Source organism: Streptomonospora sediminis, assembly GCF_054778995.1.
Map to the genome: position 1 here is coordinate 64,147 of NZ_BAAGYZ010000146.1, position 25,332 is coordinate 89,478.

The window sequence follows — 25,332 nt, forward strand, 5'->3', positions numbered from 1 at the left end:
AGCGACGGCGACGGCCGAACACTGCTCCACCGCCGTGCGGCGCAGACCGCGCGGCGGGGACGCACCGACCCTGCAGAAATGCCCCAAAATCACAGTTGAGACGGTCATTTCTGCATGATCATCAACGGGAAAAACCCCGCCACGAGCCCTCAAGCAGCGCCTGGACATCCACGGACAGGCCGGTGCGCATCGACTCGTTGGCGGCCAGCCCGCACATCAGCGCGTTGGTGCCGTCGGTGTGCGTGGGCCGGGGCTGCACGCCCGAGGCCCCGAAGAGCGTGTCGAGCATGTGCGCGTCGCCGCCGCCGTGCGTGCCAGGACCCACCGCGACCGGGACCTCTTCGGGGTCCTCCCAGTGCCGGCGCAGCATCAGCTTGGAGGTGGTGTCCTCCTTGGGTGCGGGCATGCCGCGTACCGGAGCGGTGGCGGTGTACCCGGGCTGGGCGGCGGGACTTTCGGTGACATCGAGTTCCAGGCGCCCCTGGCTGCCGGTGAACGCCACCCGGTAGCCCTCCCACGGCGAGTAGGCCACCAGGTGGTAGCTGAGCTTGGCGCCGGAGGTGTAGCGGACCAGTACCGACATGTCGTCCTCGATGGTGATCCCGGGGCCGAACACGTTCTGGTCGCGCCGGTAGCCGTCCTCGTGCTCGGCATCCAGATACAGCCGCCGCATGGTCTCGCTGTCGGCCATGTGCAAGGCGAAAGGGTCCTGCTCGGCGGCAGCAGAGCGGTGGGCCCGCTCGTAGCCGGCGTACAGCCCGCGCCGGCGCCCGTTCTCCTCGCCGTAGAAGAACAGGTCGCCCCAGGCGAACACCTGCCGCGGTGCGCTGCCGATCCACCAGTTGACCAGGTCGAAGTGGTGGCTGGACTTGTGCACCAGCAGTCCGCCGGAGTTCTCCTTCTCGCGGTGCCAGCGGCGGAAGTAGTCGGCGCCGTGGCGCACGTCCAGCAGCCATTCGAAGTGGACCGAACCGATGTCGCCGATCGCGCCCCTGCCCAGGAGTTCGCGCACCTTGGCGTGGACCGGGTTGAAGCGGTAGTTGAACGCGACGTTGACCCGCCCGCCGGTGCGGCGCTGCGCCTCGGCGATGCGGCGGCACCCTTCGATGTCGGCGGTCATGGGTTTCTCGGTGATGACGTCGGCGCCGGCTTCCAGGGCAGCGCAGATGTAGTCGGCGTGGGTGCGGTCGACCGTGCACACCACCACCTCCTGCACGCGCTCCTTGTGCAGCATGGCGCCGAATTCCGCCGCGGTGTAGGCGGGCACGGCCTGGTGCCCGTGCCGCTGGACGATGTCGTTGTGCGCGGCCAGGCGGGTCTGGTTGGTGTCGCACAGCGCGACCAGCTGCGCGCCGCCGGCGTGGGTGGAGACGAGGGCTTCGGTGTACATCCGCGCTCGCGAGCCGGTGCCGACGATCGCGAAACGGCGCCGCGGCGCGCTGGAGGCGGGCAGGTCGGGGTGGGTCGTGGGGTCGATCACGGCACTACGGTAAACGCTTTCCGGAAGCGGGTCCAGAGTTGCCCGCGGCTGCGGTGGCCGAAACCGGTCGCCGAGGGCGAAGCCGCCGGTGGCGGACACACGAACCGGAGCGGACGCGCCCGCCCCCCGAGGCGCGTCCGGGTCGGAGCGCTGCCGGCCGGTTGGGCAACGATCGGGAAACGGTGCGGTACCGGTCCGGTGGTGGTTGTGAAGCGGGGCACATTCGTGCGCGGATCCGGTGGCGATCGCATCAGTCCAGTTGGCGGCGGATTTCCGCGGCGCCGGGGCGCAGCGGCGGTGCCCCGGCGGCGGTGCAGCGTCATTGACGGCGTTCTGCAGGGGTGTTAAAAACCGTTCATCCGAACACTGGATAGCGCTTACCAACTGCACGTGCCAACACACAGTGCCGCCGGAATGGGCCGGCGGGGCGCCGCTGCGGCGCCCCGCACCCGCGTACATCCGCTCCCGGGCTGATCTGAGGACGGTGGAGCCCATGCACACTCGACCAACGGCCGAACCGGAACTCCCCGGCCGCTGCCGCGCCCGCCCGCAGCAGGTCCGCACCCGCTGCGTCCGCGCCCGCTGGGAGGGGACCGCGTGACGGGGGCGACCCGCGAGCGCGCCGCTCGGGCACCCGCCGAGGAGCCGGCCCGGCCGCAGCGCCGCCGCCCGGCACGCAGCCGGCGCAGCCGCGACGGCCTGGCCGCATACCTGTTCCTGGCCCCGTGGTTTGCGGGCCTGGCCCTAATCACCATCGGCCCGATCCTGGCCTCGCTGTACTTCTCGTTCACCGACTACACCCTCATCGGCGAACCGCAGTGGGTGGGCCTGGAGAACTACACGCAGATGCTCACCGACGAGCGGCTGCACGCCTCGCTCGGCGTGACCTTCGTCTACGTGTTCGTCTCGGTGCCGCTGCAGCTCGCCATGGCGCTGGCCCTGGCGATGGTGCTGGACCGCGGCGTGCGCGGGCTGGCGATCTACCGGTCGGTGTACTACCTGCCCTCACTGCTGGGCAGCAGCGTCGCCATCGCCATCCTGTGGCGGCGGGTGTTCGGCGCCGACGGGCTGGTCAACCAGGTCCTCGGGTTCTTCGGGATCGAGGGCGAAGGCTGGGTGTCCCACCCCGACTACGCGCTGGGCACCCTGATCGTGCTGAACGTGTGGACCTTCGGCGCGCCCATGGTGATCTTCCTTGCGGGGCTGCGCCAGATCCCCCGCATGTACTACGAGGCCGCCGCGGTCGACGGTGCCACCCCGGTGCGCAGGTTCTTCTCGGTGACCGTGCCGCTGCTGACACCGATCATCTTCTTCAACCTGGTGCTGCAGATGATCAACGCGTTCCAGACCTTCACCCAGGCGTTCGTCGTCAGCGGCGGTACGGGCGGCCCCTCCGACTCGACGCTGTTCTACACGCTCTACCTCTACCAGCGCGGCTTCGGCTCGTTCGACATGGGCTACGCCTCGGCCATGGCCTGGCTGCTGCTGGTGGTCATCGCCGGGTTCACGGCCGTGAACTTCCTCGCCTCCAAGTACTGGGTCTTCTATGGTGACTAAGACGTCCGCCGCCAGTGCGGCGAAGGGCTCCGCGGGCTCCGACCAGCGCCGGCGCTTCCTCACCCACGTGGGGCTGATCGGGTTCGGCCTGATCATGCTCTACCCGCTGCTGTGGATGGTCTCCAGCTCCTTCAAGCCGACCGCCGACATCTTCAGCGACCCCGGGCTGATCCCGAAGAACTTCGTCCCGGAGAACTACACCGAGGGCTGGACCGCGCTGCAGTTCCCGTTCCACCACTACATCTGGAACTCGCTGATTGTGGTGGCCGGCTCCATCATCGGCAACCTGCTGGCGTGCTCGATGGCGGCCTACGCGTTCGCGCGGCTGGAGTTCACCGGCAAACGGCTGTTCTTCGCCATCATGCTGATGACGATCATGCTGCCCATCCACGTCGTGATCGTGCCGCAGTACATCCTGTTCGCGAACCTGGACTGGATCAACACCTACTACCCGCTGATCGTGCCCAAGCTGCTGGCCACCGACGGGTTCTTCGTGTTCCTCATGGTCCAGTTCATCCGCGGGCTGCCGCGCGACCTGGACGAGGCCGCCCGCATCGACGGGTGCGGCCACGCGCGCATCTTCCTGCGCATCGTGCTGCCGCTGTCGGCGCCCGCCCTGGCCACCACCGCCATCTTCACCTTCATCTGGACCTGGAACGACTTCTTCAGCCAGCTGATCTTCCTGACCGACCCCGAGATGTACACCGTCCCCATCGCGCTGCGGACGTTCGTCGACTCGCAGAGCCAGACGTCGTGGGGCCCGCTCTTCGCAATGTCGGCGATCGCGCTCGGTCCGATCTTCGGGTTCTTCCTCGCCGGACAGCGCTACCTCGTGCGCGGTATCGCCACCACTGGAATCAAGTGACCGAAAGGAACCCGACCATGCGACCAGGGCTCAAGCTGAAGCCGGCGGCGGGAATCGCCGCGCTGGTGATGGCCGCAACCGCCTGCGGGGGCGGGTCCGGCGACGAGGTCGTCGAGCTGCGCTTCTCCTGGTGGGGTGCCGACGACCGCCACTCCACCACCCAGGAGGTGATCAAACGCTTCGAGGCCGACCACCCCAACATCAAGATCACCGGTGAGTACACCGACTGGGAGAGCTACTGGGACCGCCTGGCCACCAACACCGCGGCCCAAGACGCCCCCGACATCATCACCCAAGAGGAGCGCTACCTGCGCGAATACGCCGACCGCGGCGCCCTGCTGGACCTGAACGAAGTCGGCGACCAGCTCGACACGTCCAACCTCGACAAGCTGGTGATGGGCGGCGGCGAGCTGGACGGTGGCCGCTTCGGCGTCCCCACCGGCGTCAACGCGTTCACGATCATGGCCGACCCCCAGGCGTTCGAGGACGCCGGGGTCGAGATGCCCGACGACGAGAACTGGACGTGGGAGGAGTACGTCGACACCGCCGTCGAGATCTCCGAGAAGTCCGACGGCGAGGTCATCGGCAGCCAGGACATCGCCTTCAACGAGCAGAGCTTCCAGATCTACGCCCGCCAGCGCGAGCAGTCCCTCTACGACGCCGACGGCGCGCTGAACTTCGACAATGACACCATGACCGGGTACTGGGAGCACATGGTGCGGCTGCACGAGGAAGGCGGTGCACCGGGCGCGGCCAAGAGCGTCGAGCTGGAGTCGGGCGGCCCCGACCAGTCGGTGCTGGCCAATAACACCGGCGCCATGGCCGCCTTCTGGACCAACCAGCTCGGCACGATGGAGGAGACCTCCGGGCGCGACCTGGAGCTGCTGCGCTTCCCCGGCGAGAGCGACAGCGCTCAGGCCGGGACCTTCTTCAAACCGGCCATGTTCTACTCGATCTCGGCCGGCACCGAGCACCCCGAGGAAGCGGCGATGTTCGTGGACTTCCTGCTCAACGACAAGAAGGCGGCCGAGCTGATTCTTGCCGACCGCGGCCTGCCCGCCAACACCCAACTGCGCGAGCAGCTGCTGGACGAACTGCCTGAGGCCGACGCCGAAAGCGCCGAGTTCCTGTCCGAGATCGAGGGCGACGTCGCCGGCTCGGTCCCGCCGCCGCCCATCGGCGCCGGCGACGTCGTCGACATCACCAAGCGCGTCAACGAGGACCTGATGTTCGGCGAGATCGGTCCCGAGGAGGCCGCCAAGCGCTGGAAGTCGGAGGTGGAGAGCGCCACCGGGGGCGAGTGACCCGAACCCGTTGGCCGAACGGCCGCTTCGCACCCGCCGCACCGGCGCCCGCGCCCCGCAGCAGGGGCCGGGCGCCGGTGCGCGCTACATCTGGCCGGGCGCCGCGAACTCCTTGGGCAGCCGGGCCGCGGCTGCGGAGTCGAGCAGGAACAGCGTGCGCGCCCGCCCGCGCGCACCCGCGGCAGGTACCTGGGTGGGCCCGGCGCCGCTGAGCGCGAGCCGCACGGCGTCGGCCTTGCCCTCGCCCGAGGCCAGCACCCACACCTCCCGCGCCGAGCAGATGGCGGAGAAGGTCAGCGAGACCCGGGTCGGCGGCGGTTTCGGGGCACCGTGCACCGCGACCACGCTGCGCTCCTGTTCGTAGAGCGCGGGCTGCTCGGGAAACAGCGAGGCGACGTGGGTGTCGGGCCCCATCCCCAGCAGGCATACGTCGAACGCCGGTACCGGCCCGTGGTCTTCGGGCCGGGCGGCCCGGGCCAGTGCGGCGGCGTAACGCTCGGCGCCCTGTTCGGGGCCGGCGCCGTCCGCGGCGTCGGCGGCCGGCATGGCGTGCACCCGGTCGGGGTCCACACCCACGTGGTCCAGCAGCGCCGAACGCGCCTGGGTCTCGTTGCGTTCGGGGTCGCCCGCAGGCAGGAACCGCTCGTCGCCCCACCACACGTCCAGGCGCCGCCAGTCGACCGCGTCGCGCGCCGGCGCCCGGGCGAGTTCGGCCAGTACCGCGATGCCGATGCCGCCGCCGGTGAGCACGATCGAGGCACTGCCCTGGGCCGCCTGCGCGTCGACCAGGCGGGTCACGATGCGCGCCGCGGTCGCCTTGGCCAGCAGCGAGGAGTCGCTGTGGACGACCGCGCTCGGCGCGCTCACACCCGCTCCCCGGCCCGGTTGTTGGTCAGGGCGGCCATGTGCTTGGCGGTGCGCTCGTAGATCTCGTCGGCGTCCAACCGGCGCAGCTCCTCGGCCAGCGACTCCGCGGCGCGGCGCCGGGCCAGCGCCACCGACTGTGCGGGCTGGTCGAACCGCGCGAGCGTGGCCACCCGCCCGTCCTGGCGCTGCAGGGAGATGTCGCCCTGCCCGGTCGTCAGCCGCGCACCGGTGATACCCGGCCCGTTGGACAGGCTGCGTTCGACCCGCACCTCCAACTGGTCCGACAGCCAGGCGGCCAGCAGGTCGGCGCTGGGGTAGTGGGCCTCGCCGGTCACCTCGGCGGACTCCACCCATCCGCAGGGCTGGTCCATGGTGCTGGCCAGCAGCGAACGCCACGGGGTGAGCCGGGTCCAGGTCAGGTCGGTGTCGCCGGGCTCGTAGTTGCGGATGCGGCCGAGCAGGTCGGCGACCGGGTCGGCGGCACGCAGCGCATCGGTGATGCGGCGGTGGGCCAGCCGCCCCACCGGGTCGGCCGCCGGGTGCTGCGGGCCCACACCGGGCCACCAGGCCACCACGGGGTTGTCGGGCACCAGCAGCGGGGTCACCACCGACCCGGGGTGGTCGCCCAGCGGGCCGTAGAGGCGCAGCAGGACCGCTTCGCCGGGGCCGGCCGTGCCGGGTTTGCGGATCTCGGCGTCGATGGACGGCTCGGCGTGCGGGTCGCGCCGGATGAGCGCCAGGATGCGCGAGGGGTGCTCGCGGCCGGCTTCGGTTGCGGCGCGCACGGCGTCGTAGTGGTCGGCCTCGTCGGTCACCACGATCAGGGTCAGCACCATGTTCAGCGCGCCGCCGCCGATGCTGTGCCGCTCGGCCGTCAGCGCTTCGGTGATCTCGGAGGTGGTGGTACGCGGCAGGTACAGCGTCATCGGTGTCGCCTCCCGGGAAGCGTGCGAAGTGTCGGCCGGGGGTGGGCGTGCGCCGCGCCGGCGGGGCGCGCCGGCCGCGCACCGCGCCGGGTGCGGGTCGCCCGCAGCGGGGGAGCGGCGCCGGGGCGGCTCATGGCCGCCGCCATTGGCGCCCGTCGCGCGCCAGCAGTTCGCGGCCCGAAGCCGGTCCCCAGTTGCCGGACTCGTACTGCTCGGGGCGGCCCTGCTTGGCCCAGAACTCCTCGACCGGGTCGAGGATCCGCCAGGACAGCTCGACCTCTTCCTGGCGGGGGAACAGCGGGGGGTCGCCGATCAGCACGTCGAGGATGAGGCGCTCGTAGGCTTCGGGGCTGGCCTCGGTGAACGACTGGCCGTAGGCGAAGTCCATGGTGACGTCGCGGACCTCCATCGCGGCGCCGGGCACCTTCGACCCGAACCGCAGGGTGACGCCTTCGTCGGGCTGGATGCGCAGTACGAGCGCGTTCTGCCCGAGGTCCTCGACGTCCACGGAGCTGAACACCTGGTGCGGTGCCCGCTGGAACACCAGCGCCACCTCGGTCACCCGCCTGCCCAGCCGCTTGCCGGTGCGCAGGTAGAACGGCACGCCCGCCCACCGCCGGCTGCCCACGCCCAGCCGCATCGCGGCGTAGGTCTCGGTGGCGGAGTCGTTGGGGATGCCCTCTTCCTGGAGGTAGCCGGGCACCTGTTCGCCGCCTTGCCAGCCCTCGGCGTACTGGCCCCGAGCGGTGCCGGTGGCCAGGTCGTCGGGCAGCTCCACCGCCGAGAGCACTTTCTCTTTCTCGGCGCGGATGGCGTCGGCGCTGAAGGTAACCGGTTCCTCCATCGCCACCAGCGCCAGCAGCTGCAGCAGGTGGTTCTGGATGACGTCGCGCGCCGCGCCGATGCCGTCGTAGTAGCCGGCCCGGCCGCCCACCCCGATGTCCTCGGCCATGGTGATCTGCACGTGGTCGACGTAGTTGCGGTTCCACAGCGGCTCGAAAAGCGTGTTGGCGAACCGCAGCGCCATGATGTTCTGGACGGTTTCCTTGCCCAGGTAGTGGTCGATGCGGAACACCGACTGCGGCGGGAACACGTCGTCGACGACCTCGTTGAGCTCTTGGGCGCTCTGCAGGTCGTGGCCGAACGGCTTTTCGATGATGACCCGCCGCCAGGCGGCGTCGTCGGATTCGGCCAGGTTGGAGCGCTTGAGCTGCTTGACCACGGTCGGGAACAGCTTGGGCGGCAGCGACAGGTAGAACGCGTAGTTGCCGCCGGTGCCGCGTTCGGCGTCGAGCTGGCGCACGCAGCGGGCCAGCTCGTCGAAGGCCGCGTCGTCGTTCAGCTCACCGGGGACGAAACGCATCCCCTCGCTGAGCTGGCGCCACACGTCCTCGCGGAAGGGGGTGCGCGCGTACTCGCGCACCGCCTGGTGCGCCTCGGCGGCGAAGTCCTGGTCGGCCCACTCGCGGCGGGCGAAACCCACCAGGCCGAAGCCCGGCGGCAGCATGCCGCGGTTGGCCAGGTCGTAGATCGCGGGGAGCAGCTTCTTGCGGGCAAGGTCGCCCGTGACCCCGAACAGCACCAGCACGCTGGGTCCGGCGATGCGTGGCAGCCGCCGGTCCAGTTCACTGCGCAGCGGATTCGGGATCGCTCCCGGCATCACCGGTTCTTTCAACGTCGACTCCCGTGTCGTCGTAGTGGCTGTGCGCCGCGGCGGCCGGGCCGCCAACGCTCGGTCGAATCAGCGGTCCGGTCGCCGGTGCGGCGTGCCTGCGCCGGGCGGACGGGTATCCCGCCCGCCCGGCAATCGTGGGTGTCCGGCGGTGGAGCCGCCGGTGCGGTCAGCTCTGCGCTTGGAGTTGCTCGGAGACGCGGGCGAGCAGGCCCTCCCACGACTTGGCGAACTTGTCGACCCCTTCGTCCTCCAGGGTCGCGGTGACATCGTCGTAGTCGATGCCCAGCGCCTTGACCGCGTCGAGGTCGGCGTGGGCGCGGGCGTAGTTGCCGCGCACCGTGTCGCCGGTGATCTCGGCGTGGTCGGCGGTGGCCTCCAGCGTGGCCTCGGGCATGGTGTTGACCGTCCCCGGCGCCACGAGCTGCGCGACATAGCGCGTGTCGTCGTACTCGGGGTCCTTGACCCCGGTGGAAGCCCACAGCGGGCGCTGCGGGGCGGCGCCGGCCGCGGCAAGGGTCTTCCAGCGCTCGGAGGCGAAGGCCTCTTCGTAGGCCTCGTAGGCCAGGCGGGCGTTGGCGATGGCCGCACGGCCCTTCAGCGCCGCCGCGTCTTCGGTGCCGACCGCGTCGAGCCGCTTGTCGATCTCGGCGTCGACCCGGCTGACGAAGAACGAGGCCACCGACGCGATGCGCGACACGTCGTGGCCGTTCTCGCGGGCTTTCTCCAGCCCGGCCATGAACGCGTCCATGACCTCGCGGTAGCGGTCCAGCGAGAAGATCAGCGTGACGTTGACGCTGATGCCCTCGGCCAGGGCCCGCGTGATCGCCGGGAGGCCCTCGGCAGTGGCCGGGATCTTGATGAACACGTTGGGGCGGTCGACCAGCCACCACAGCGCCCGGGCCTCGGCCACGGTGCGCTCGGTGTCGCGGGCCAGCCTGGGGTCGACCTCCAGCGACACCCGGCCGTCGATGCGGCCGGTGGACTCGTAGGTGGGGCGCAGGATGTCGGCGGCCCAGCGGATGTCGTAGCCGGTAATGGCGCGGACGGCCTCGTCGACCGAGACCTGGCGCCGGGCGAGGTCGCGCAACTGCTCGTTGTAGGCGTCGCCCTCCTTGAGGGCCTTGTCGAAGATGGTCGGGTTGGAGGTGACCCCGACCAGGCTGCGCTCGCTGATGAGCTGCTGGAGGTTGCCTGAGCGCAGCCGCTCGCGGCTGATGTCGTCCAACCAGACGGCCACGCCCTCGGCCGAAAGTGTCTGCAGCGGATTGGTCATGGCTTCGCTCTTCCTCATCGTGTCGCCCGCCCGCCGCCTTCGTAAGGACGACAGGTGCGCCCGCCGCCCGCGGGGCCGGTCTCGCGGCCGGCCTCAACGGCGGCGCAGCGCGTCGCGGTTCTTGCTGACGCTCTTTGGTTCTTCGGTTCGCTGCGTCTGCTGCGTTCGTCTGCATCTGCTGCTGTGCGCTGCCGGGGCCGCACACAGCGCCGGGGAGGGACCCCCTGTTTCCAAGAAGTCCCTCCCGGAGCGATCAATTCCCGGTGGTGGAGCCCTGCTCGCCGCCGAGTTTGGCGATGCTCGCGTGCACCGCGGCCACTACCCGCTCAGGGGTCAGCCCGAACTGCTCGTAGAGCGTGCCGTAGGGCGCCGAAGCACCGAAGTGCTCCAGGCTGACCGGCTCGCCGGCCGCACCGATGAACTCGTGCCAGCCCAGCGCGATCCCGGCCTCGACCGAAACCCGCGCCTGCACCGACGGCGGCAGCACGCTGTTGCGGTAGGAGGCGGGCTGTGCGCGGAACCACTCCACACTGGGCATCGAGACCACGCGGGTCGGCGTGCCGGACTCCTCCAGGCGCTCGCGGGCCTCCAGCGCGATGGGGACCTCGCTGCCGGTGGCGATGATCAGCGCATCGGGGCTTCCGGCGCCGGCCTCGGCCAGCACGTAGCCGCCCTTGGCGGTGTTCTCGGCCGCCCCGTACCGCTCGCGGTCCAGGGTCGGCACGTTCTGCCGGGTCAGCGCGAGCGCGGTGGGGCGTTCGCGGTGGGCCAGAATGGTGCGCCAGGCCACCGCGGTCTCGTTGGCGTCGGCGGGGCGCACCACGTCCAGGCCGGGGATGGCGCGCAGCGACCACAGGTGCTCCACCGGCTGGTGGGTGGGGCCGTCCTCGCCCAGGCCGATGGAGTCGTGGGTCCACACGTAGGTGACCGGCAGCCCCATCAGCGCGGCCAACCGCACGGCCGGGCGCATGTAGTCGCTGAAGACCAGGAACGTGCCGCCGTAGGGGCGGGTGGGCCCGTGCAGCGCCATCCCGTTGAGGATCGAACCCATGCCGTGCTCGCGGATGCCGAAGTGCAGCACCCGGCCGAACCGGTTGCCGGAGAACGCCTTGGTGGAGTACTCCTCGGGGATGAACGAGGGCTCGCCCTTGGGTGTGGTGTTGTTGGACCCGGCCAGGTCGGCCGAACCGCCCCACAGCTCCGGCAGCACCGGCGCCAGCGCGCTGAGCACCTCGCCGCCGGCTTTGCGGGTGGCCACTCCCTTCTCGCTGGTCTCGAAGACCGGAAGCGCTTTCTCCCAGTCCTCGGGCAGCCGGCCCGACTGCAGCCGGTCGAAGAGTTCGGCGCGCTCGCCGGCGGCGCCGTGCCAGGCGGTGAAGGACCGCTCCCACTCGGTGCGCGCGGCCCGGCCGCGCTCGACCGCGCCGCGGGTGTGGGCGAGCACGTCGTCGGCCACGGCAAAGGTCTGCGCCGGGTCGAGCCCCAGTTCGCGCTTTGTGGCGGCGACCTCCTCGGCGCCCATGGCCGCGCCGTGGATGGCGCCGGTGTTCTGCTTGTTGGGGGAGGGCCAGCCGATGATGGTGCGCAGCCGGATGAAGGAGGGCCGCTCGGTTTCGGCCTGGGCGGCCAGCACCGCCCGGTGCAGCGCGGCAACGTCCTCGGAGTAGGAACCGCCGGCGGCCCAGTCGACCTCCTGGACGTGCCAGCCGTAGGCGCGGTAGCGCTCGGCCACGTCCTCGGAGAAGGCGATCTGGGTGTCGTCCTCGATCGAGATGTGGTTGTCGTCGTAGATCAGGACCAGGTTGCCCAGCTTCTGGGTGCCCGCCAGCGCGCTGGCCTCGTGGCTGACGCCCTCCTGGACGTCGCCGTCGGAGCAGATGGCGTAGACGAAGTGGTCGAAGAGGCTGTCGCCGGGCGCGGACTCGGGGTCGAACAGGCCGCGCTCGCGGCGGGCGGCCATGGCCATGCCCACGGCGTTGCCGATGCCCTGGCCCAGCGGGCCGGTGGTGGTCTCGACGCCGGGGGTGTGGCCGACCTCGGGGTGGCCGGGGGTGAGGCTGTCCCACTGCCGCAGCCGCTTCAGGTCCTCCAGGGTCAGGCCGTAGCCGGCCAGGAAGAGCTGGATGTAGAGGGTGAGGCTGGAGTGGCCGCAGGAGAGTACGAAGCGGTCGCGGCCCACCCACGAGGGCTCCGTGGGGTCGTGGCGCATGATCTTCTGGAAGAGCAGGTACGCGGCCGGCGCAAGGCTCATCGCGGTGCCGGGGTGACCGGAGCCCGCCTCCTCTACGGCGTCCATTGCGAGGGCGCGGACCGCGTCAACGGCGCGCTGGTCCAGTTCCGACCACTCAAGGGACTTGGAGGTGTCGATGTTCACGCGGGCTCAGGGCTCCTTTCGCGCATCCAGCAGACCTCCGGGCAGGGGCCGCCCGGGGATAGTGAATGTGGGGTTGTCCAGGGTCGCGGTGGCCTGGTCCCGCGGATTCGACCGAACAGGCGCCGAGGGAGGGTGGCCGCCGGGCCGCCGGCGCCGAGCGGTCGGGTCTGCGGCCGCGGATCGGGGATCCGGCAGCAGGCCCGCCGCAGATGGCATCTGCGACCGTGTGCGAGCCTATCGCTCCCTGACTCAGTGGCCTATGTCCGACACGTCTCATCACCGGGTGCGCCTGCGTACCGGCACTGTGTGCGGGGGTGGGGCGCCGGCGCGCGGCGGGCAGTGTGCCGCGGCGCGCGGTGTGCGAACCTGCTCCGGCAGGCGCCGCGCCCATCGGATTCCGCGGCCCCGGGCGGCCGGCGGGCTCGCGTGCCCGCCTTTGGCAGGCGGTGCGGATGCGCTGCATGCGGGACGCGAAGGGCACCCCGTCGAGCCGCGCCCGCAGCAAGTACTACAGTATGTCGTTGAAGGGTCGTCCCCCTGAGCGGCACCGCCGCCGGTACGGACAGGCCCCCGCTGTGGCGAGCGAGCAGAGCAGACCCCTGAATTCCGTTGAGGTTGAGCGTGTCAGTGTCCGGAGTGCGGATGTCCCCTGAATCCCCTGTGTCCGGCGCCGGTTCTACGGCGCGGCGGCACTGATGGCGTTGACCGAGGGCTCCGCCGGCCAGGCGTCCGACGACCGCGCCGCCTCCGGTTCCGGCGCCGGGGCGGACGGGGCGGCACCCGCCGGGCCGCCCGCTGCGGGGTCGGGGTTCATGGCGCACGTGCGCGCCTATGTCGCCCTGTCCAAGCCGCGGGTCATCGAGCTGCTGCTGATCACCACCATCCCGGTGATGTTCGTGGCGGCATCGGGGGTGCCCCCGCTGGGCACGGCGCTGTTCACGCTGGTTTTCGGCACGATGTCGGCGGCCAGCGCCAACGCCATCAACTGCTACATCGACCGCGACATCGACCAGGAGATGCGCCGCACCAGGCGCCGGCCGGTCGCCATGGCCCGCGTGACACCGCGGGGCGCGATGATCTACGGGCTGGTACTGGCGATCGGCTCGACGGCCGGGTTCGCGCTGCTGGTCAACCTGCTCTCCGCGGCGCTGTCGGCGTTCGCGATCCTGTTCTACATCTTCGTCTACACGATGCTGCTCAAGCGGCGCACCGCGCAGAACGTCGTGTGGGGCGGCATCGCCGGCTGCATGCCGGTGCTGATCGGCTGGAGCGCGATCACCAACCGGTTGGACTGGGCGCCTTTCGTGCTGTTCCTGGTGGTGTTCTTCTGGACACCGCCGCACACCTGGGCGCTGGCGATGCGCTACCGCGAGGACTACGCCGCCGCAAAGGTGCCGATGCTGCCGGTCGTGGCCACCGACCGCCGGGTGCTGCTGGAGTGCGTCCTCTACAGCTGGGCCACCGTGGTGACCTCGCTGGTGCTGTGGCCGCTCGCCGGGACCACCCTCTTCTATCCCGTGGTGGCGCTGGTGCTGGGGGTGCTGCTGCTGGTCCAGGCGCACCGGCTGCTCGCGCAGGTGCGGGCGGGTGTGTCAGGGGCCCAGCTGGGAACAATGGGGTTCTTCCACCTGTCCAACGCCTATCTCGCGCTGCTGTTCAGCGCCGTCACCATCGATCCGCTGCTGGCCGGCCTGCTGGGCTGAGCCGGGCGCGCCACGGGCACCGCTCATAGGCCGCGGCCGCGCAGGCGCGTCAAGACGTGCCGGTGGCCGGTAGTGGCCGCAGCGCGCACCGGAGTCGGCGGAAGGCCGTCCACAGCGGTGTTCGAGCTGATGGCGGGCCTCCCGTGATTCCGGCACACTCCCGCCAACCACTACGATCTGAGGCCATGCCCGCACTAGACGCGAAAGCCATCCTTGAGGGGCGCAAACCCGGCCGCCGCTCCGTCGGACTCACCATCGGCATCATCATCAGCGTGCTCTGCATGCTGCTCATGTTCGGCTACCTGCTGTGGTCCGGCCTGGCCGGCGGCGGAGTCGCCGGTGTCATCGGGTTCCTGATCAGCCTGTTCGCCGCGATCATCCCCGTGGCGATCCTGGTGCCACTCATCCTGATGCTCGACCGGCTCGAACCCGAGCCCGGCCTGATGCTGCTCTTCGCGTTCCTGTGGGGCGCGGGCGTGGCCGTGGTGGTCTCCTTCATCCTCAACACAGCGGGCATGGCGCTGGTGGCGGTGCCGGTGTTCGGCCAGTCGCTGGGCGACTTCATCTCCACCGCGGTGGGCGCCCCGCTGGTCGAGGAGAGCGCCAAGGGCGCGGTGCTGCTCATCCTGCTGTGGCGGCGCCGCCACGAGATCGACTCGATGACCGACGGCGTCATCTACGCCGCCATGGTGGCCACCGGCTTCGCGTTCACCGAGAACATCCTGTACTTCCTCAGCTCCTACCTGAGCGAGGGCGCCTTCGGCCTCGGTTTCACGTTCGTGCTGCGCGGGCTCATCTCACCGTTCGGCCACCCGCTCTACACCGCGATGATCGGGATCGGGGTCGCCTACGCCGCCATCAACCGCGGCGGGCTCCGGCTGTTCGCGCCGTTCTTCGGCTGGGTCGGCGCCGTTGTGCTGCACGGGCTGTGGAACGGCTCGACCGCCTTCGGCTGGCTCGGGTTCGGCGTGGCCTACCTGGTGCTGTTCTTCGTGCTCGTGTCGGTCATCGTGCTGGCCGTGCAGGACCGCCGCCGGCAGGTCGCCGCGATCGCGCACTTCCTGCCGCCCTATGTCCCCACGGGACTGGTCACGCCCGCCGACGTGCGCATGCTCAGCTCCATGCCGGGGCGCCGCAGCGCGCGCAACTGGGCCCAGAGCAACGCCGGCAAGCACGGCCGCCAGGCCATGAAGGACTACCAGCTCGCTGCGACCGAGCTGGCGCTGCTGCACCAGCGCTTGGCGCGCGGGGTCGCCCGGCCCATGTGGGAGGAGCGGCGCGACAGCTTCCTCGCACTGATGCACGCGGCCCGCACCGCGTTCCTCGGCCAGGTCCAGCAGCCGGTCGCGCCGGCGTGGGCGCCCGCGGCGACCGACTCCGGGTTCCTGCAGCGCGCCGACTTCGCGCACGTGATCGCCCAGGCCCAGCAGCAGCGCGCGGGCCGGCAGCCCCAGCAGGGCCCGCCGCCCGGCCACGGGCAGCCGCCGTACCCGCAGCAGCAGGGTCCGCCGCCTAACCCCGGGCAGCCGCCGTACCCGCCCCAGCAGCCGGGCCCGCCTCCGCCGCAGAGCTGGTGACCGGCACCCGTTCGGCGGTTGCGAAGAACACCCGCAGGATGGCCACCCACACCAGGCCCGAGCCCAGTACGTGCAGGACCACCAGCCATTCCGGCAGGTTCAGCGCGTACTGGGTGTAGCCCACGGCGCCCTGGCCGAGCACGGCCGCCAGCAGCAGCCAGGCCGGCGTGCGCACCTGAGCCGGCGCGCCGCGCACGGTGGCCGCGACCGCCAGTACCACTGAGCCAAGCAGTACCGCCCAGGCCAGCGCGGAGTGGATTCGGGCCACGGTGACCATGTCGAAGCCCCAACGGGGCGCCTCGGCATCGCCGCCGTGCGGGCCGGTACCGGTGACCACCGTGCCGGCCACCAGCAGCGCGAACCCGAGCGGGACCAGCGCGCCGGCCAGCACCCGCACCGGCCGCGCCACCGTGGGGCGCAGCCGGCCCCGCGGCTCGCGGCAGCGCACGTAGTAGGCCACCGCAAGCACGACCACCAGCATCGACAGCAGGAAGTGCGCGGCCACCGAGGCCGGGTGCAGCTTGCTCCACACGGTGATTCCGCCGACGACGCCCTGGCCGAGGACGCCCAGGGGGATGATCGTGGCGTAGGCGATCAGGTCGCGGCGGCGGGGCCGCATGCGCAGGGTGGCGACAAAGACGATGATGCCCACGGCGAGCACCAGGAAGGTCAGCGTGCGGTTGCCGAACTCGATGGCGGCGTTGATCGCGGTGTGTTCGGTGTTGACCGGGACAAAGCTCTCTTCGGTGCAGCGCGGCCACTCCGAGCAGCCCAGCCCCGAGGAGGTCACCCGCACGGTGGCGCCGGTGACGGCGATGCCGACGTTGACCACGATGTTGCCCAGTCCCCACCAGCGCAGCACGGCGGTGGTGGGCAGCCACACGCGGCGCGCCGAAAGCGCCAGCAACCCGACTCCGAGCACGGCCAGGGCGATCTGCCAGGCCCACAGGGGGAGGTTCAGCAGTTGGATGTCGTCGGCCGCAAAAGGGGCCGGGGCTGGGAGACCATGCATACGACAGACTGTAGTACCCGGCGGGCGGGGCCGTGCACAGGGCCGGTGGCGGGCCGAGTGTGCCGTGCGACGTGGGAATCCGGCCGCTTGCCGATAAATTCGGAAGCCGTACGGGCAGCGAGGGCCGGGCGACCGGGGAAGGCCGGCGGGGCGCCCGGAATCGGCGATTGACCGAGACCACCCAACCGACAGGAGACAACGTGATCGACGTCGACCACCAGATCAGCGCCGTACGGCGGCGCGTGGGCGACCGCATGCTGGAGTCGGGCGAGGCGCATGTCCTGACCATCGGCCAGACCTACGATGTGCCCCTTGAGGATGTGTGGGACGCCGTCACCAACCCCGAGCGCATTCCGCGCTGGTTCGTGCCGGTCTCGGGTGATCTGCGCGAAGGCGGCCACTACCGGCTGGAAGGCGACGTCAGCGGCACCATCACCAGCTGCGACCCGCCCGCGGCCTTCACCGCCACCTGGGAGCTCGACGAACAGGTGAGCTGGATCGAGGTCAGCGTGGCCGCCGAACCCACCGGCACCCGGCTGGAGCTGGTGCACATCTTCCACACCGACGACACCTGGGAGGAGTTCGGCGCCGGCGCCGCGGGAGTGGGTTTCGACATGGCGCTGATGGGGCTCGCCATGCACCTGGGCAGCGGCGCCGCCGTCGACCGCGACCGGGTGGAGGAGTGGATGGGCACCGCGGACGGGACCCGTTTCGTGGAACTGAGCAGCGACCGGTGGCGCCAGGCCAGCGTCGAGTCCGGCAACGACGAGCGCGAGGCGCGCGCGGCGGCCGAACGCACCGCCGCGTTCTACACCGGCACCGAGGAGACCGGGGGACCCGAAGGCCACGGCTGACCGGAGGCACGTTCGGTCGGACCGCACGCCTGCGCGCCCGCCCGGCCCCGTCCGACCCGGGCGGGCGCGCACGCGCGCGGGCACCGGCACGGCGCCCGCCCGCGGTTGCCCGCGGTTGCCCGCGGGAAGGTCAGTGCACCGGCTCGACCTGATCGGCGGTGCGTGCGGCGCCGCCGGTTTCGGTCTGCTCGCGGTCGCCGTCGGACTGGGCGAACTGGGTCCGGTAGAGCACCTCGTAGCGCCCGCCCGCGGCCAGCAGCTCCTCGTGCGTACCGCGCTCCGCGATGCGGCCGTGCTCGACCACCAGGATCTGGTCGGCGGCGCGCACCGTGGACAGCCGGTGCGCGATGACCACCGCGGTGCGCCCCGCCAGCGCCTCGGCCAGCGCCTCCTGCACGGCCGCCTCGGAGGTGGAGTCCAGGTGCGCGGTCGCCTCGTCCAGGATCACCACGCGGGGCTGGGCCAGCAGCAGCCGCGCGATGGTCAGCCGCTGGCGCTCGCCGCCGGAGAAGCGGTAGCCGCGCTCGCCCACCACGGTGTCCAGCCCTTGGGGCAGCTCGGCGACCAGGTCGTCCAATTTCGCGCGGCGCAGTACGTGCCACAGGTCGTCTTCGTCGGCCTGGGGCCGGGCGAGCAGCAGGTTGGCCCGCACCGTGTCGTGGAACAGGTGCCCGTCCTGGGTGACCATGCCCAGCGTGTCGCGGACGGTTTGGGCCGACAGGTCGCGCACGTCGACACCGCCCAGCCGCACCGCTCCGCTGTCGGCGTCGTAGAGCCGCGGCAGCAGCGAGGCGATGGTGGACTTGCCCGCCCCCGAGGAACCCACCAGCGCCACGGTCTGGCCGGGCTCGGCGCGGAAGGACACCCCGTGCAGCACCGGTTCGCCCGCGCGGGTGTCCAGCGCCGCGATCTCCTCCAGCGAAGCCAGCGACACCTTGTCGGCGCTGGGGTAGGCGAACTCCACCCGGTCGAACTCCACCGAGACCGGCCCCTCGGGCATGTCGGCGGGGTCGGGGCGCTCGGCGATCATCGGTTCCAGGTCGAGCACCTCGAAGACCCGCTCGAAGCTGACCAGCGCGCTCATCACCTCAACCCGGGCCCCGGCCAGTTCGGTCAGCGGGGCGTAGAGCCGGGTCAGCAGCATCGCCAGCGACACGACGGCGCCCGCCTCCAGCAGGCCGGCCAGCGCCAGGTACCCGCCGGCCCCGTAGACGATGGCCAGCGCCAGCGCCGAAACCAGGGTCAGCGCGGTCATGAACGCCGCCTGCACCATGGCGGTGCGGACCCCGATGTCGCGGACCCGGCGCGCCCGGGAACGGAACTCGGCCGACTCGTGCTCGGGGCGGCCGAACAGCTTCACCAGCGTCGCCCCGCCCGCGGAGAACCGCTCGGTCATCTGGGTTCCCATGGCCGCGTCGTGGTCGGCGGCTTCGCGTTCCAGCCGGGCCAGCCTGCGGCCCATGCGCCGCGCCGGCACCACGAACACCGGGAGCAGCAGCAGCGAGACCAGGGTGATCTGCCAGGACAGCGCGAACATCGCCACCAGGGTCAGCGTGAGGGTTACCAGGTTGCCCACCACGCCGGAGAGGGTGTCGGCAAAGGCACGCTGGGCGCCGATGACGTCGTTGTTCAGCCGGCTGACCAGTGCGCCGGTGCGGGTGCGGGTGAAGAAGGCGACGGGCATGCGCTGCACGTGGTCGTAGACGGCCGAGCGCAAATCCAGGATCAGCCCTTCGCCGATCCGGGACGAGTACCAGCGGGCGAGCAGGCCCAGGCCCGCCTCGGCCAGGGCGATGACCGCGATCAGCGCGGCAAGGCCCAGCACCAGGTCGAACGGCTGGGCGCCGATGATCGCGTCGACAACGCGGCCGGCCAGCAGCGGCGTCGCCACCGCCAGCGCGGAGGTGACGCTGCTGAGCAGGACGAACGTAATGAGCGCGCGTCGGTGCGGGCGCGCGAAGCGCCCGATGCGGCGCAGCGTGGCCATGGAGAACGGCCGGCGCTCGTCTTGGGCGTGCACCACGTGGTACATCGAGGTCCAGGCACTGACTTCCATGCTCATTGGTGGCTCCAGAGTGTGGGGCGGCGGTCGGGTACGCGGAGCAGGCGCGGACGCGTCGCCCTGCCAACGTCCGGACCGACGCTATGAGCTGAAGTTAACTTGAGGTCAAGTTGGTGGGTGGAGGGTAGCCCGGCCCCCTGACAGAATGCCGCGGCGGCGCCCGCCGGCGGCTCGGCGCGCGGGCACCGCGACCAGCGGGGCCGGGCGGTAAAGTCGGCGCACATGCGGCTGCTGATCATCGCCGACACCCACATCCCGCGCCGGGCGCGCGAGCTGCCCGCGCAGGTGCGCGCCGAGGCGGCGCACGCCGACGCGGTCATCCACGCCGGCGACTGGGTCGACCTGGCCGCGCTGGAGGACCTGCAGGAGCGGGCGCGCCGGGTGATCGGCGTCTACGGCAACAACGACGGCCCCGAACTGCGCGCCCGCCTGCCCGAAACCGCCTGGGCCGACCTCGCGGGGGTGCAAGTGGCGGTCGTGCACGAGACCGGGCAGGCCAAGGGCCGCGAGAAACGGTGCGCCGAACGCTTCGCAGGCGCCGACGTGCTGGTGTTCGGCCACTCCCACATCCCCTGGGACACCACCGCCCCCGGCGGGCTGCGCCTGCTCAACCCGGGATCACCCACCGACCGGCGCCGCCAACCCCACCACACCTACATGACCGCCACCGCCGCCGACGGCCGGCTCGGCGATGTCCGCCTCCACCGGATCGGGGCCGGCTGAGCCGACTGAACCCGGCCGAACCCGCGCGCACCGATGAGTTCCGACCGCCGCAGCGGTCCACCCTTCCGGCACCGCGGATGCGGGCGGTGCCGCAGGCCACCGGATCCCGGCCGCGGTCCGGCCTGGATCCGACCGGGGTCGGGCACCAGCGGAAGGAGCAGGACATGCAGAAGATCATGACCCACCTGTGGTTCGACAACCAGGCCGAGGAGGCCGCGCGGTTCTACACCTCGATCTTCGACAACTCGCGGATCGTGGAGATCACCGACTTGGGCAAGGCGGCGCCCGACGCCGAGGTGTCGGTGTCAACGGTGACCTTCGAACTGGCCGGGCAGCGCTACATCGCCCTCAACGCCGGACCCGAGTTCACCTTCAACGAGGCGATCTCGCTGTACGTCGACTGCGCCGACCAGGTCGAGGTGGACTACTACTGGTCCCGCCTGCTGGAGGGCGGCGGCGAGGAGGTCCAGTGCGGCTGGCTCAAGGACCGCTACGGCCTGTCCTGGCAGGTCGTCCCGCGCAAGCTGCACGACCTCATGCAGGACCCCGACCCGGAGCGGGCGCGGCGGGTCGCCGAGGCGATGTTCGGGATGCGGAAACTCGACATCAAGCAACTGGCCGACGCCGCCGACCGGGTGGGGTGAGCTGGCCCCGCGGCAGGGCGAGCACGCACGGGGCCCGCGTTCGCCCGCCGCTGTCTTGACGCGAGGGGCCGCACCGGCGGGTGCAGCCCCTCGGTGTCGAGGTCAGTGCACTACAGCTCGGCAGCACGGGCGGCGGTGAGGAAGGCGTCCCACTCGGCGGCGGGGAAGATGAGGTGCCCGGCCTCGGGATACTTCGAGTCACGCAGCGCCGCGCCGGCGGGGAGGTCGGCGACTTCGGCACAGTTGACGTCATGTCCGCTGTGGCTGCTCTTGCGGAAGGACTGCGAGATGGGCGCTACTTCAACACAGTTACCGTTGACGCCGCTGTAGCTGCTCTTGCTGAAGGACGGCGGGATGGGGGCGACCTCGACGCATTCCTGATGGTGTCCGCTATAGCTGCTCTTGTGGAAGGTCGGCGGGACAGCAGCAACCTCCACGCAGTTCTGGCTCGCGCCGCTGTAGCTGCTCTTGCGGAATTGCAGTGTTCTCACTGGTCACTCTCTAGCGATGAGGCGACTTCGTTGATGAAGCCGATGGACTGGACAACCGTGAGGGAGGCGTTGAGGGCTTCTCGCCACATGGCATCGTGGCGGCGGATCTCGTCTTCTTCCTCGACGAAGAGGATAGAAGTGGGTGTCTCCGCGTAAGCGATCACGGGGTCCGCATCATCCGGGAAGTTCATGATCATGAATCCACCGAGATTCGCTGCGTGCATGCCGGCAGCGAACGGCAGGACATTGATCGTGATGTGTCGGTGTGTGGCCAGCTCAGTCAAGTGCTGAAGCTGCTCCTGCATAGCTTGGGTACCGCCTGCGGGGCGGCGTAGCGCGGCTTCATCGATGATGGCGGCGTACTCCGGTGGGTAAGCGTGGCTGAGGATGCGCTGGCGCTCCATCCGAGCATCCACATGGCGCTTGATCTCTTCCTCGGCGAACGCATTGGTGCCTGTGAAGACGGCACGTGCGTAGGCCTGAGTCTGGAGTAGTCCGGGGATGACCTGTGCCTCATAGGTCCTGATAACAGACGCTTCGGCTTCAAAATCCGGCAGTGAGCCAGGGCCGAAGACGTCCTTGTACTTGGACCACCAGCCGCGCTGCTCCGCATCCTTCGCCAACTGATGCATGGCCAACCGCGTCTTGTTGTCCACCTCGTACAGGCGGGCGAGGGAGTCCAGGTCAGCGAGGCGTACACGCTTAAGGTCGCCGGTTTCCAACTTGCCGAGTGTGGCTCGTGGGAGTTCAGCCTGGTGTGAGGCCTTATCAAGGGTCATGCCAGCCTCTTCGCGGAGCCCGCGCAAGACGCGGGCGAGCCGTCGGCGGCGGACGGTCGGGCTGAGGGTTCGCGACATGGTCCAAGCCTAGTCGATCAGAGATTCTCTGAATCACTTGTAATTGGAGAATCTCTAACTACTATGAGTGGGTAACTGGTCACGGTGGCATCACCCCAGGCCCGGCGACCAGGCTACTAACCGCCCGGTGCCTTGTCCGGAAAACGAGCCACAACCGCGTACTCCCGCGTCAACACACTCTCCCCAGCTGCACCCAGCCCACCCAAGGAGCCGCCATGCTCACCCGTCGTCCTGCCCTCAACCAACTACCGCCCGTAACCATCCCGCTCGCACTCCTCGTCCCCTGGGAGAAGCGGCACTACTTCGACCCCTCCGGCCCCCGCACCCCCTTCCGCCGCCGGGCCTTCACCTTCTGGGGCGACACAACGCTCTTCCCCCTGGTGCACGCCTTCCTCACCGGCTGTGCCGCCGACCGGGAGCCCGACTACCGCTACGTCTTCGACCTCCTCGGCACCGAACTCGCCGCCAACGCGGTCCGGCACTCCCGCTCGGGCGAACCCGGCGGCACCTACACGCTGCTCGTGGACCGCTCGGTCGAAGGGCTGACGCTCACCTGCCGCGACGGCGGCGCTCCCGGGGTGCTCCGGTGGGACAACCGCTACCGCACCCACCTCGCGCCCCACCCGGCCGGGCTGCGGGCCGAGGCCGATGCGGGGCGCGGGCTCGCGCTCGTGGACGCCCTGGCCACCAGGTGGGGCGACAACGGCGTCCCCACCTACCGCCACGTCTGGTTCCACCTGGCCTACGACCTGTCCGACAACGTCTGGGCCACCGTCTGAACCGACACCCACCGCCACCCGGACGCAAACGGCCCGGGAGGCGCACCACCACCTCCCGGGCCCTGATCCCGGATCCACATAGCAACAAAGGAAAGGAACGGAATCAATGCCCGAGGTTACCGCCCCCAGCGCCGCCACCGCAGCCGTTATCCCCAAGCAGCCGACCGCCCCCTGCCCGGCCTGCGCCCACCCGCCCTGCCGCACGCGCCGCTCCGCCGCGCAGACCAGCAGGTACGGCCGCACCGCCGAGTTCGCCCTGGAACACCGCACCGCCGCCGCCATCCAGGCCCAGCACCCCAACGCGGTCGTGTGGTTCGGCCAGGCCACCCAGTCCTACTGGGCCGCCACCCCGACCGGTTTCATCGAGGCCCCCGACGCCGACACCCTCATCCGCACCCTCTGGGCGAGCACCGGCCCCGGCGCCGGCCACCCCGACCCCGCGCGCACAAGCGCGGCCGGGTCGGCGGCGCCCGCTCACCACCGCAGCGGAGCACGGCGGGTACCCGGGCACAGAACCCGCGGGGGACCAGGGCACGCCCCGCACCCCAGCGGCAGCACGATCACCATCGGTTCACCCGGTCCACCCGCCCCCGGCGATCACCCGCCACCCGGTAAGACCCCGGGATCCGGCGGCGCCGCACAAAGGCCGCTGCGGCAATGACCGCGCCGACAGCGAGTCCGCCCGCGGCGGCGCCGGTGAGGAGGTCCCGTGTGGAGCGCTCTGCACTGCCGCGCTGCCCGGCACTGGGGCTCGGTGGCGTCGCCCGGCCGGTCACATCCGAGGTGCGCCGGAACTCCTCGTCAAGCATTCGGTTGAACCGGGCCGCCTTGCCTTCGGTGACGACAGCCAGGCGCTGCGGCCCGGCCCGTTGCCAATACGTCCGGCCCGGCGGGGCCGAGAACATGTCCCGGGCGATCGCGCGCAACCTCTTCTCCGGCATTGCGCCGGTCTCGTAGGCGACGCCCCACTGAGACACGATCATGTTGACGTAGAGCTGCTGCTTGCGGACTTTCGGATCGCTGTGCTCAGGCACCGGCCCCCAGCATTCGTCCAAGGCGGGGTCGTCCATGGCCTTCTGCAGCAGTTCGCTCATGGCCTGGCGACGCGACTCCTGCACACCGCGCCGCGTTTCGCGGGCCTGAAGGACCAGAGTGGCGATGATCCCGACCAGGGCGACCGCCGCAATGAGGGCGGAGACCGCTCCGTAAGTCTGACCGATGAAACTCAATCGCTGCCATTCACCATCCGGCCCGCCAAAGGCGCGCAGTCCGAATGGCGAGGCCACAACCAATGCCACCGCGACGATCACAGTGGCGAACAGCGTAGCGAGCATCGACCAGTGCAGCGCGCCGCTGTCCGATCCGCCGGTGTGTCGGCGCCTCATCCGGTATAGGTGGGCGGGCCCAAGGGTGCGATCTCGCGGCGGAAGTAGTCCGCCAGCGGCTCCGCCCGCTCGTACAGGTCGGCCACCAGGGCCACCGCGTCGCCGACCGCTTCCGGGGCGTCGATGCGCACCGCTCCCTCCGGGGTCATGTCCGCGGCGTGGCGCACCCGGTAAAGGAGTTCCGTACCCAGAATCAGCAGCTCGGGCAGCCGGCCGCCGGTAACCTCCAGCGCGGCGACCTGTTCGGCGTCCAGCACACGGATGGGGCGCCCGCACTCGGTGAAAACGAGGTGGCTGTGCATTTCCCAGCGCAGGTAGGCACTCGGCGGGTGCTCGACGATGCGCAGCCGCCGCAACTCGACGCCGCGCTCGGCCTCGGCGGCGACGTCGCGGCCGACCCGTTCGCGGTCGCTCTCGAATATGGCGAGTACCCGGTCCCAGTCATCGGCCTTGAAGGCGTCCCATGCGGAGTCGCCGACCTCGTTGAAGAACTGGGCGCGCTCCAGCTTCCAGAACACCCCGCTGCGGGAGGCGTACTCTTGCTTGAGGTCGGCGTGGTACTCGGGCCGGTCCATGGTCCGGCCCGAGCGGTGGTCGAGGTGATCAAGCATCCGGGATGTCCTTCTTGGCGGCACGGAGCATGTTGCCGGGGATGACGACCAGCCGTTCATCGGCGCCGATGCTCATACTCTGCGGGATACGGGAGGCGTAGACGTCCGTGGCGTCGCGGCCGACGACGGCCACGTCTCCGTTGTCCAGCTCCCAGATGTCCGGGCAGTCCGGGGTGTCCCGGCTGTCACCCAACTCTTGGGCCGTCCCCCCCAGGCGGCGGCTGAACTCTGCGGCGGGATCGATCTCCCAGGGCCGGTTCATGCGGGCTCCTCGCGATTCGGGGGGCGGTCGCCACAGGATCTTCCCACGGCC

At 70.7% G+C, this 25,332-nt stretch carries 23 protein-coding genes and 1 pseudogene; 10 read left to right on the forward strand and 14 right to left on the reverse strand.

All coding sequences use genetic code 11. The features are described from left to right. Positions 1 to 121: 121 nt before the first annotated feature. On the reverse strand, positions 122 to 1,480 hold the full coding sequence (locus ACYVD5_RS27360) for a Gfo/Idh/MocA family protein (protein WP_461004045.1): 1,359 nt from the start codon (positions 1,478 to 1,480) through the stop codon (positions 122 to 124). A 597-nt stretch (positions 1,481 to 2,077) separates the two neighbouring features. On the opposite strand from ACYVD5_RS27360, the gene ACYVD5_RS27365 reads away from it, so the two are divergent. The 3 genes from ACYVD5_RS27365 to ACYVD5_RS27375 are packed head-to-tail and all read left to right on the forward strand — an operon-like array spanning position 2,078 to position 5,206. Continuing rightward, a complete protein-coding gene (locus ACYVD5_RS27365; RefSeq protein ID WP_461004046.1) occupies positions 2,078 to 3,037 on the forward strand; it encodes a carbohydrate ABC transporter permease in 960 nt (319 codons plus the stop codon). Beyond that, entirely contained in the window at positions 3,027 to 3,902 is an 876-nt protein-coding gene (locus ACYVD5_RS27370; RefSeq protein ID WP_461004047.1) for a carbohydrate ABC transporter permease, read from the forward strand. Before ACYVD5_RS27365 ends, ACYVD5_RS27370 begins: the two co-directional genes overlap by 11 nt. A gap of 17 nt (positions 3,903 to 3,919) precedes the next feature. Beyond that, complete coding sequence (locus ACYVD5_RS27375; RefSeq protein WP_461004048.1) at positions 3,920 to 5,206, forward strand: ABC transporter substrate-binding protein; 1,287 nt, start codon at positions 3,920 to 3,922, stop codon at positions 5,204 to 5,206. 84 nt (positions 5,207 to 5,290) lie between these two features. On the opposite strand, the gene pgl is transcribed toward ACYVD5_RS27375, so the two are convergent. The 5 genes from pgl to tkt all read right to left on the reverse strand — a co-directional run bounded on the left by pgl (position 5,291) and on the right by tkt (position 12,321). Continuing rightward, positions 5,291 to 6,073, reverse strand: coding sequence for a 6-phosphogluconolactonase (pgl, locus tag ACYVD5_RS27380; protein ID WP_461004049.1), 783 nt, complete (start codon positions 6,071 to 6,073; stop codon positions 5,291 to 5,293). Beyond that, positions 6,070 to 6,999, reverse strand: a complete 930-nt coding sequence (locus ACYVD5_RS27385; protein WP_461004050.1) for a glucose-6-phosphate dehydrogenase assembly protein OpcA — start codon at positions 6,997 to 6,999, stop codon at positions 6,070 to 6,072. Before ACYVD5_RS27385 ends, pgl begins: the two co-directional genes overlap by 4 nt. Before the next feature lie 130 nt (positions 7,000 to 7,129). Further along, entirely contained in the window at positions 7,130 to 8,659 is a 1,530-nt protein-coding gene (gene zwf, locus ACYVD5_RS27390) for a glucose-6-phosphate dehydrogenase (RefSeq protein ID WP_461004051.1), read from the reverse strand. Between the two features lie 181 nt (positions 8,660 to 8,840). Beyond that, entirely contained in the window at positions 8,841 to 9,947 is a 1,107-nt protein-coding gene (tal, locus tag ACYVD5_RS27395) for a transaldolase (RefSeq protein ID WP_461004052.1), read from the reverse strand. Between the two features lie 253 nt (positions 9,948 to 10,200). Next, the gene (gene tkt, locus ACYVD5_RS27400) at positions 10,201 to 12,321 is read right to left on the reverse strand and encodes a transketolase (protein WP_461004053.1); all 2,121 of its coding nucleotides are present in this window, start codon (positions 12,319 to 12,321) and stop codon (positions 10,201 to 10,203) included. A 695-nt stretch (positions 12,322 to 13,016) separates the two neighbouring features. On the opposite strand from tkt, the gene ACYVD5_RS27405 reads away from it, so the two are divergent. Together ACYVD5_RS27405 and ACYVD5_RS27410 are read left to right on the forward strand one after the other, a co-directional pair. Beyond that, complete coding sequence (locus ACYVD5_RS27405) at positions 13,017 to 14,024, forward strand: heme o synthase (RefSeq protein WP_461004054.1); 1,008 nt, start codon at positions 13,017 to 13,019, stop codon at positions 14,022 to 14,024. 185 nt (positions 14,025 to 14,209) lie between these two features. Then, on the forward strand, positions 14,210 to 15,601 hold the full coding sequence (locus ACYVD5_RS27410; protein ID WP_461004055.1) for a PrsW family intramembrane metalloprotease: 1,392 nt from the start codon (positions 14,210 to 14,212) through the stop codon (positions 15,599 to 15,601). Here ACYVD5_RS27410 and ACYVD5_RS27415 read toward each other — a convergent pair. Continuing rightward, positions 15,537 to 16,613 carry a COX15/CtaA family protein gene (locus ACYVD5_RS27415; RefSeq protein WP_461004056.1) on the reverse strand — a complete coding sequence of 359 codons (1,077 nt, stop codon included), beginning with the start codon at positions 16,611 to 16,613 and terminating at the stop codon, positions 15,537 to 15,539. The genes ACYVD5_RS27410 and ACYVD5_RS27415 overlap by 65 nt on opposite strands. 167 nt (positions 16,614 to 16,780) lie before the next feature. Between ACYVD5_RS27415 and ACYVD5_RS27420 the strand changes: the two genes are divergently transcribed. Further along, complete coding sequence (locus tag ACYVD5_RS27420; protein ID WP_461004057.1) at positions 16,781 to 17,467, forward strand: SRPBCC family protein; 687 nt, start codon at positions 16,781 to 16,783, stop codon at positions 17,465 to 17,467. A gap of 130 nt (positions 17,468 to 17,597) precedes the next feature. Here the strand turns inward: ACYVD5_RS27420 and ACYVD5_RS27425 are convergent, their stop codons facing one another. Then, entirely contained in the window at positions 17,598 to 19,529 is a 1,932-nt protein-coding gene (locus ACYVD5_RS27425) for an ABC transporter ATP-binding protein (RefSeq protein WP_461004058.1), read from the reverse strand. A gap of 222 nt (positions 19,530 to 19,751) precedes the next feature. On the opposite strand from ACYVD5_RS27425, the gene ACYVD5_RS27430 reads away from it, so the two are divergent. Beyond that, a complete protein-coding gene (locus ACYVD5_RS27430; RefSeq protein ID WP_461004059.1) occupies positions 19,752 to 20,252 on the forward strand; it encodes a metallophosphoesterase family protein in 501 nt (166 codons plus the stop codon). A gap of 164 nt (positions 20,253 to 20,416) precedes the next feature. After that, positions 20,417 to 20,896 carry a VOC family protein gene (locus ACYVD5_RS27435; protein WP_461004060.1) on the forward strand — a complete coding sequence of 160 codons (480 nt, stop codon included), beginning with the start codon at positions 20,417 to 20,419 and terminating at the stop codon, positions 20,894 to 20,896. A gap of 110 nt (positions 20,897 to 21,006) precedes the next feature. Here ACYVD5_RS27435 and ACYVD5_RS27440 read toward each other — a convergent pair whose 3' ends face one another. The 3 genes and pseudogenes from ACYVD5_RS27440 to ACYVD5_RS27450 form a co-directional block, all read right to left on the reverse strand. Continuing rightward, positions 21,007 to 21,252, reverse strand: coding sequence for a DUF397 domain-containing protein (locus tag ACYVD5_RS27440; RefSeq protein WP_461004154.1), 246 nt, complete (start codon positions 21,250 to 21,252; stop codon positions 21,007 to 21,009). Between the two features lie 63 nt (positions 21,253 to 21,315). Continuing rightward, positions 21,316 to 21,387: pseudogene (locus ACYVD5_RS27445) on the reverse strand (DUF397 domain-containing protein); the annotation flags it as partial. Further along, positions 21,384 to 22,244 carry a helix-turn-helix domain-containing protein gene (locus ACYVD5_RS27450; protein ID WP_461004061.1) on the reverse strand — a complete coding sequence of 287 codons (861 nt, stop codon included), beginning with the start codon at positions 22,242 to 22,244 and terminating at the stop codon, positions 21,384 to 21,386. The pseudogene ACYVD5_RS27445 and the gene ACYVD5_RS27450, both read right to left, overlap by 4 nt. Positions 22,245 to 22,459: 215 nt before the next feature. Here ACYVD5_RS27450 and ACYVD5_RS27455 point away from each other — a divergent pair, with 215 nt between their 5' ends. Next, positions 22,460 to 23,023, forward strand: a complete 564-nt coding sequence (locus ACYVD5_RS27455; protein ID WP_461004062.1) for an ATP-binding protein — start codon at positions 22,460 to 22,462, stop codon at positions 23,021 to 23,023. A gap of 106 nt (positions 23,024 to 23,129) precedes the next feature. Next, on the forward strand, positions 23,130 to 23,684 hold the full coding sequence (locus tag ACYVD5_RS27460) for a hypothetical protein (RefSeq protein ID WP_461004063.1): 555 nt from the start codon (positions 23,130 to 23,132) through the stop codon (positions 23,682 to 23,684). On the opposite strand, the gene ACYVD5_RS27465 is transcribed toward ACYVD5_RS27460, so the two are convergent. Genes ACYVD5_RS27465 through ACYVD5_RS27475 form a run of 3 tightly spaced genes read right to left on the reverse strand, consistent with a single transcriptional unit; the run spans position 23,584 to position 25,281 of the window. After that, positions 23,584 to 24,408: a DUF6082 family protein gene (locus ACYVD5_RS27465; RefSeq protein ID WP_461004064.1), complete on the reverse strand. Its 825-nt coding sequence runs from the start codon at positions 24,406 to 24,408 to the stop codon at positions 23,584 to 23,586. The genes ACYVD5_RS27460 and ACYVD5_RS27465 overlap by 101 nt on opposite strands. Beyond that, positions 24,405 to 25,019, reverse strand: a complete 615-nt coding sequence (locus ACYVD5_RS27470) for a DUF6879 family protein (protein WP_461004065.1) — start codon at positions 25,017 to 25,019, stop codon at positions 24,405 to 24,407. Before ACYVD5_RS27470 ends, ACYVD5_RS27465 begins: the two co-directional genes overlap by 4 nt. Then, the gene (locus tag ACYVD5_RS27475; RefSeq protein WP_461004066.1) at positions 25,012 to 25,281 is read right to left on the reverse strand and encodes a hypothetical protein; all 270 of its coding nucleotides are present in this window, start codon (positions 25,279 to 25,281) and stop codon (positions 25,012 to 25,014) included. Before ACYVD5_RS27475 ends, ACYVD5_RS27470 begins: the two co-directional genes overlap by 8 nt. Positions 25,282 to 25,332: the final 51 nt, after the last annotated feature.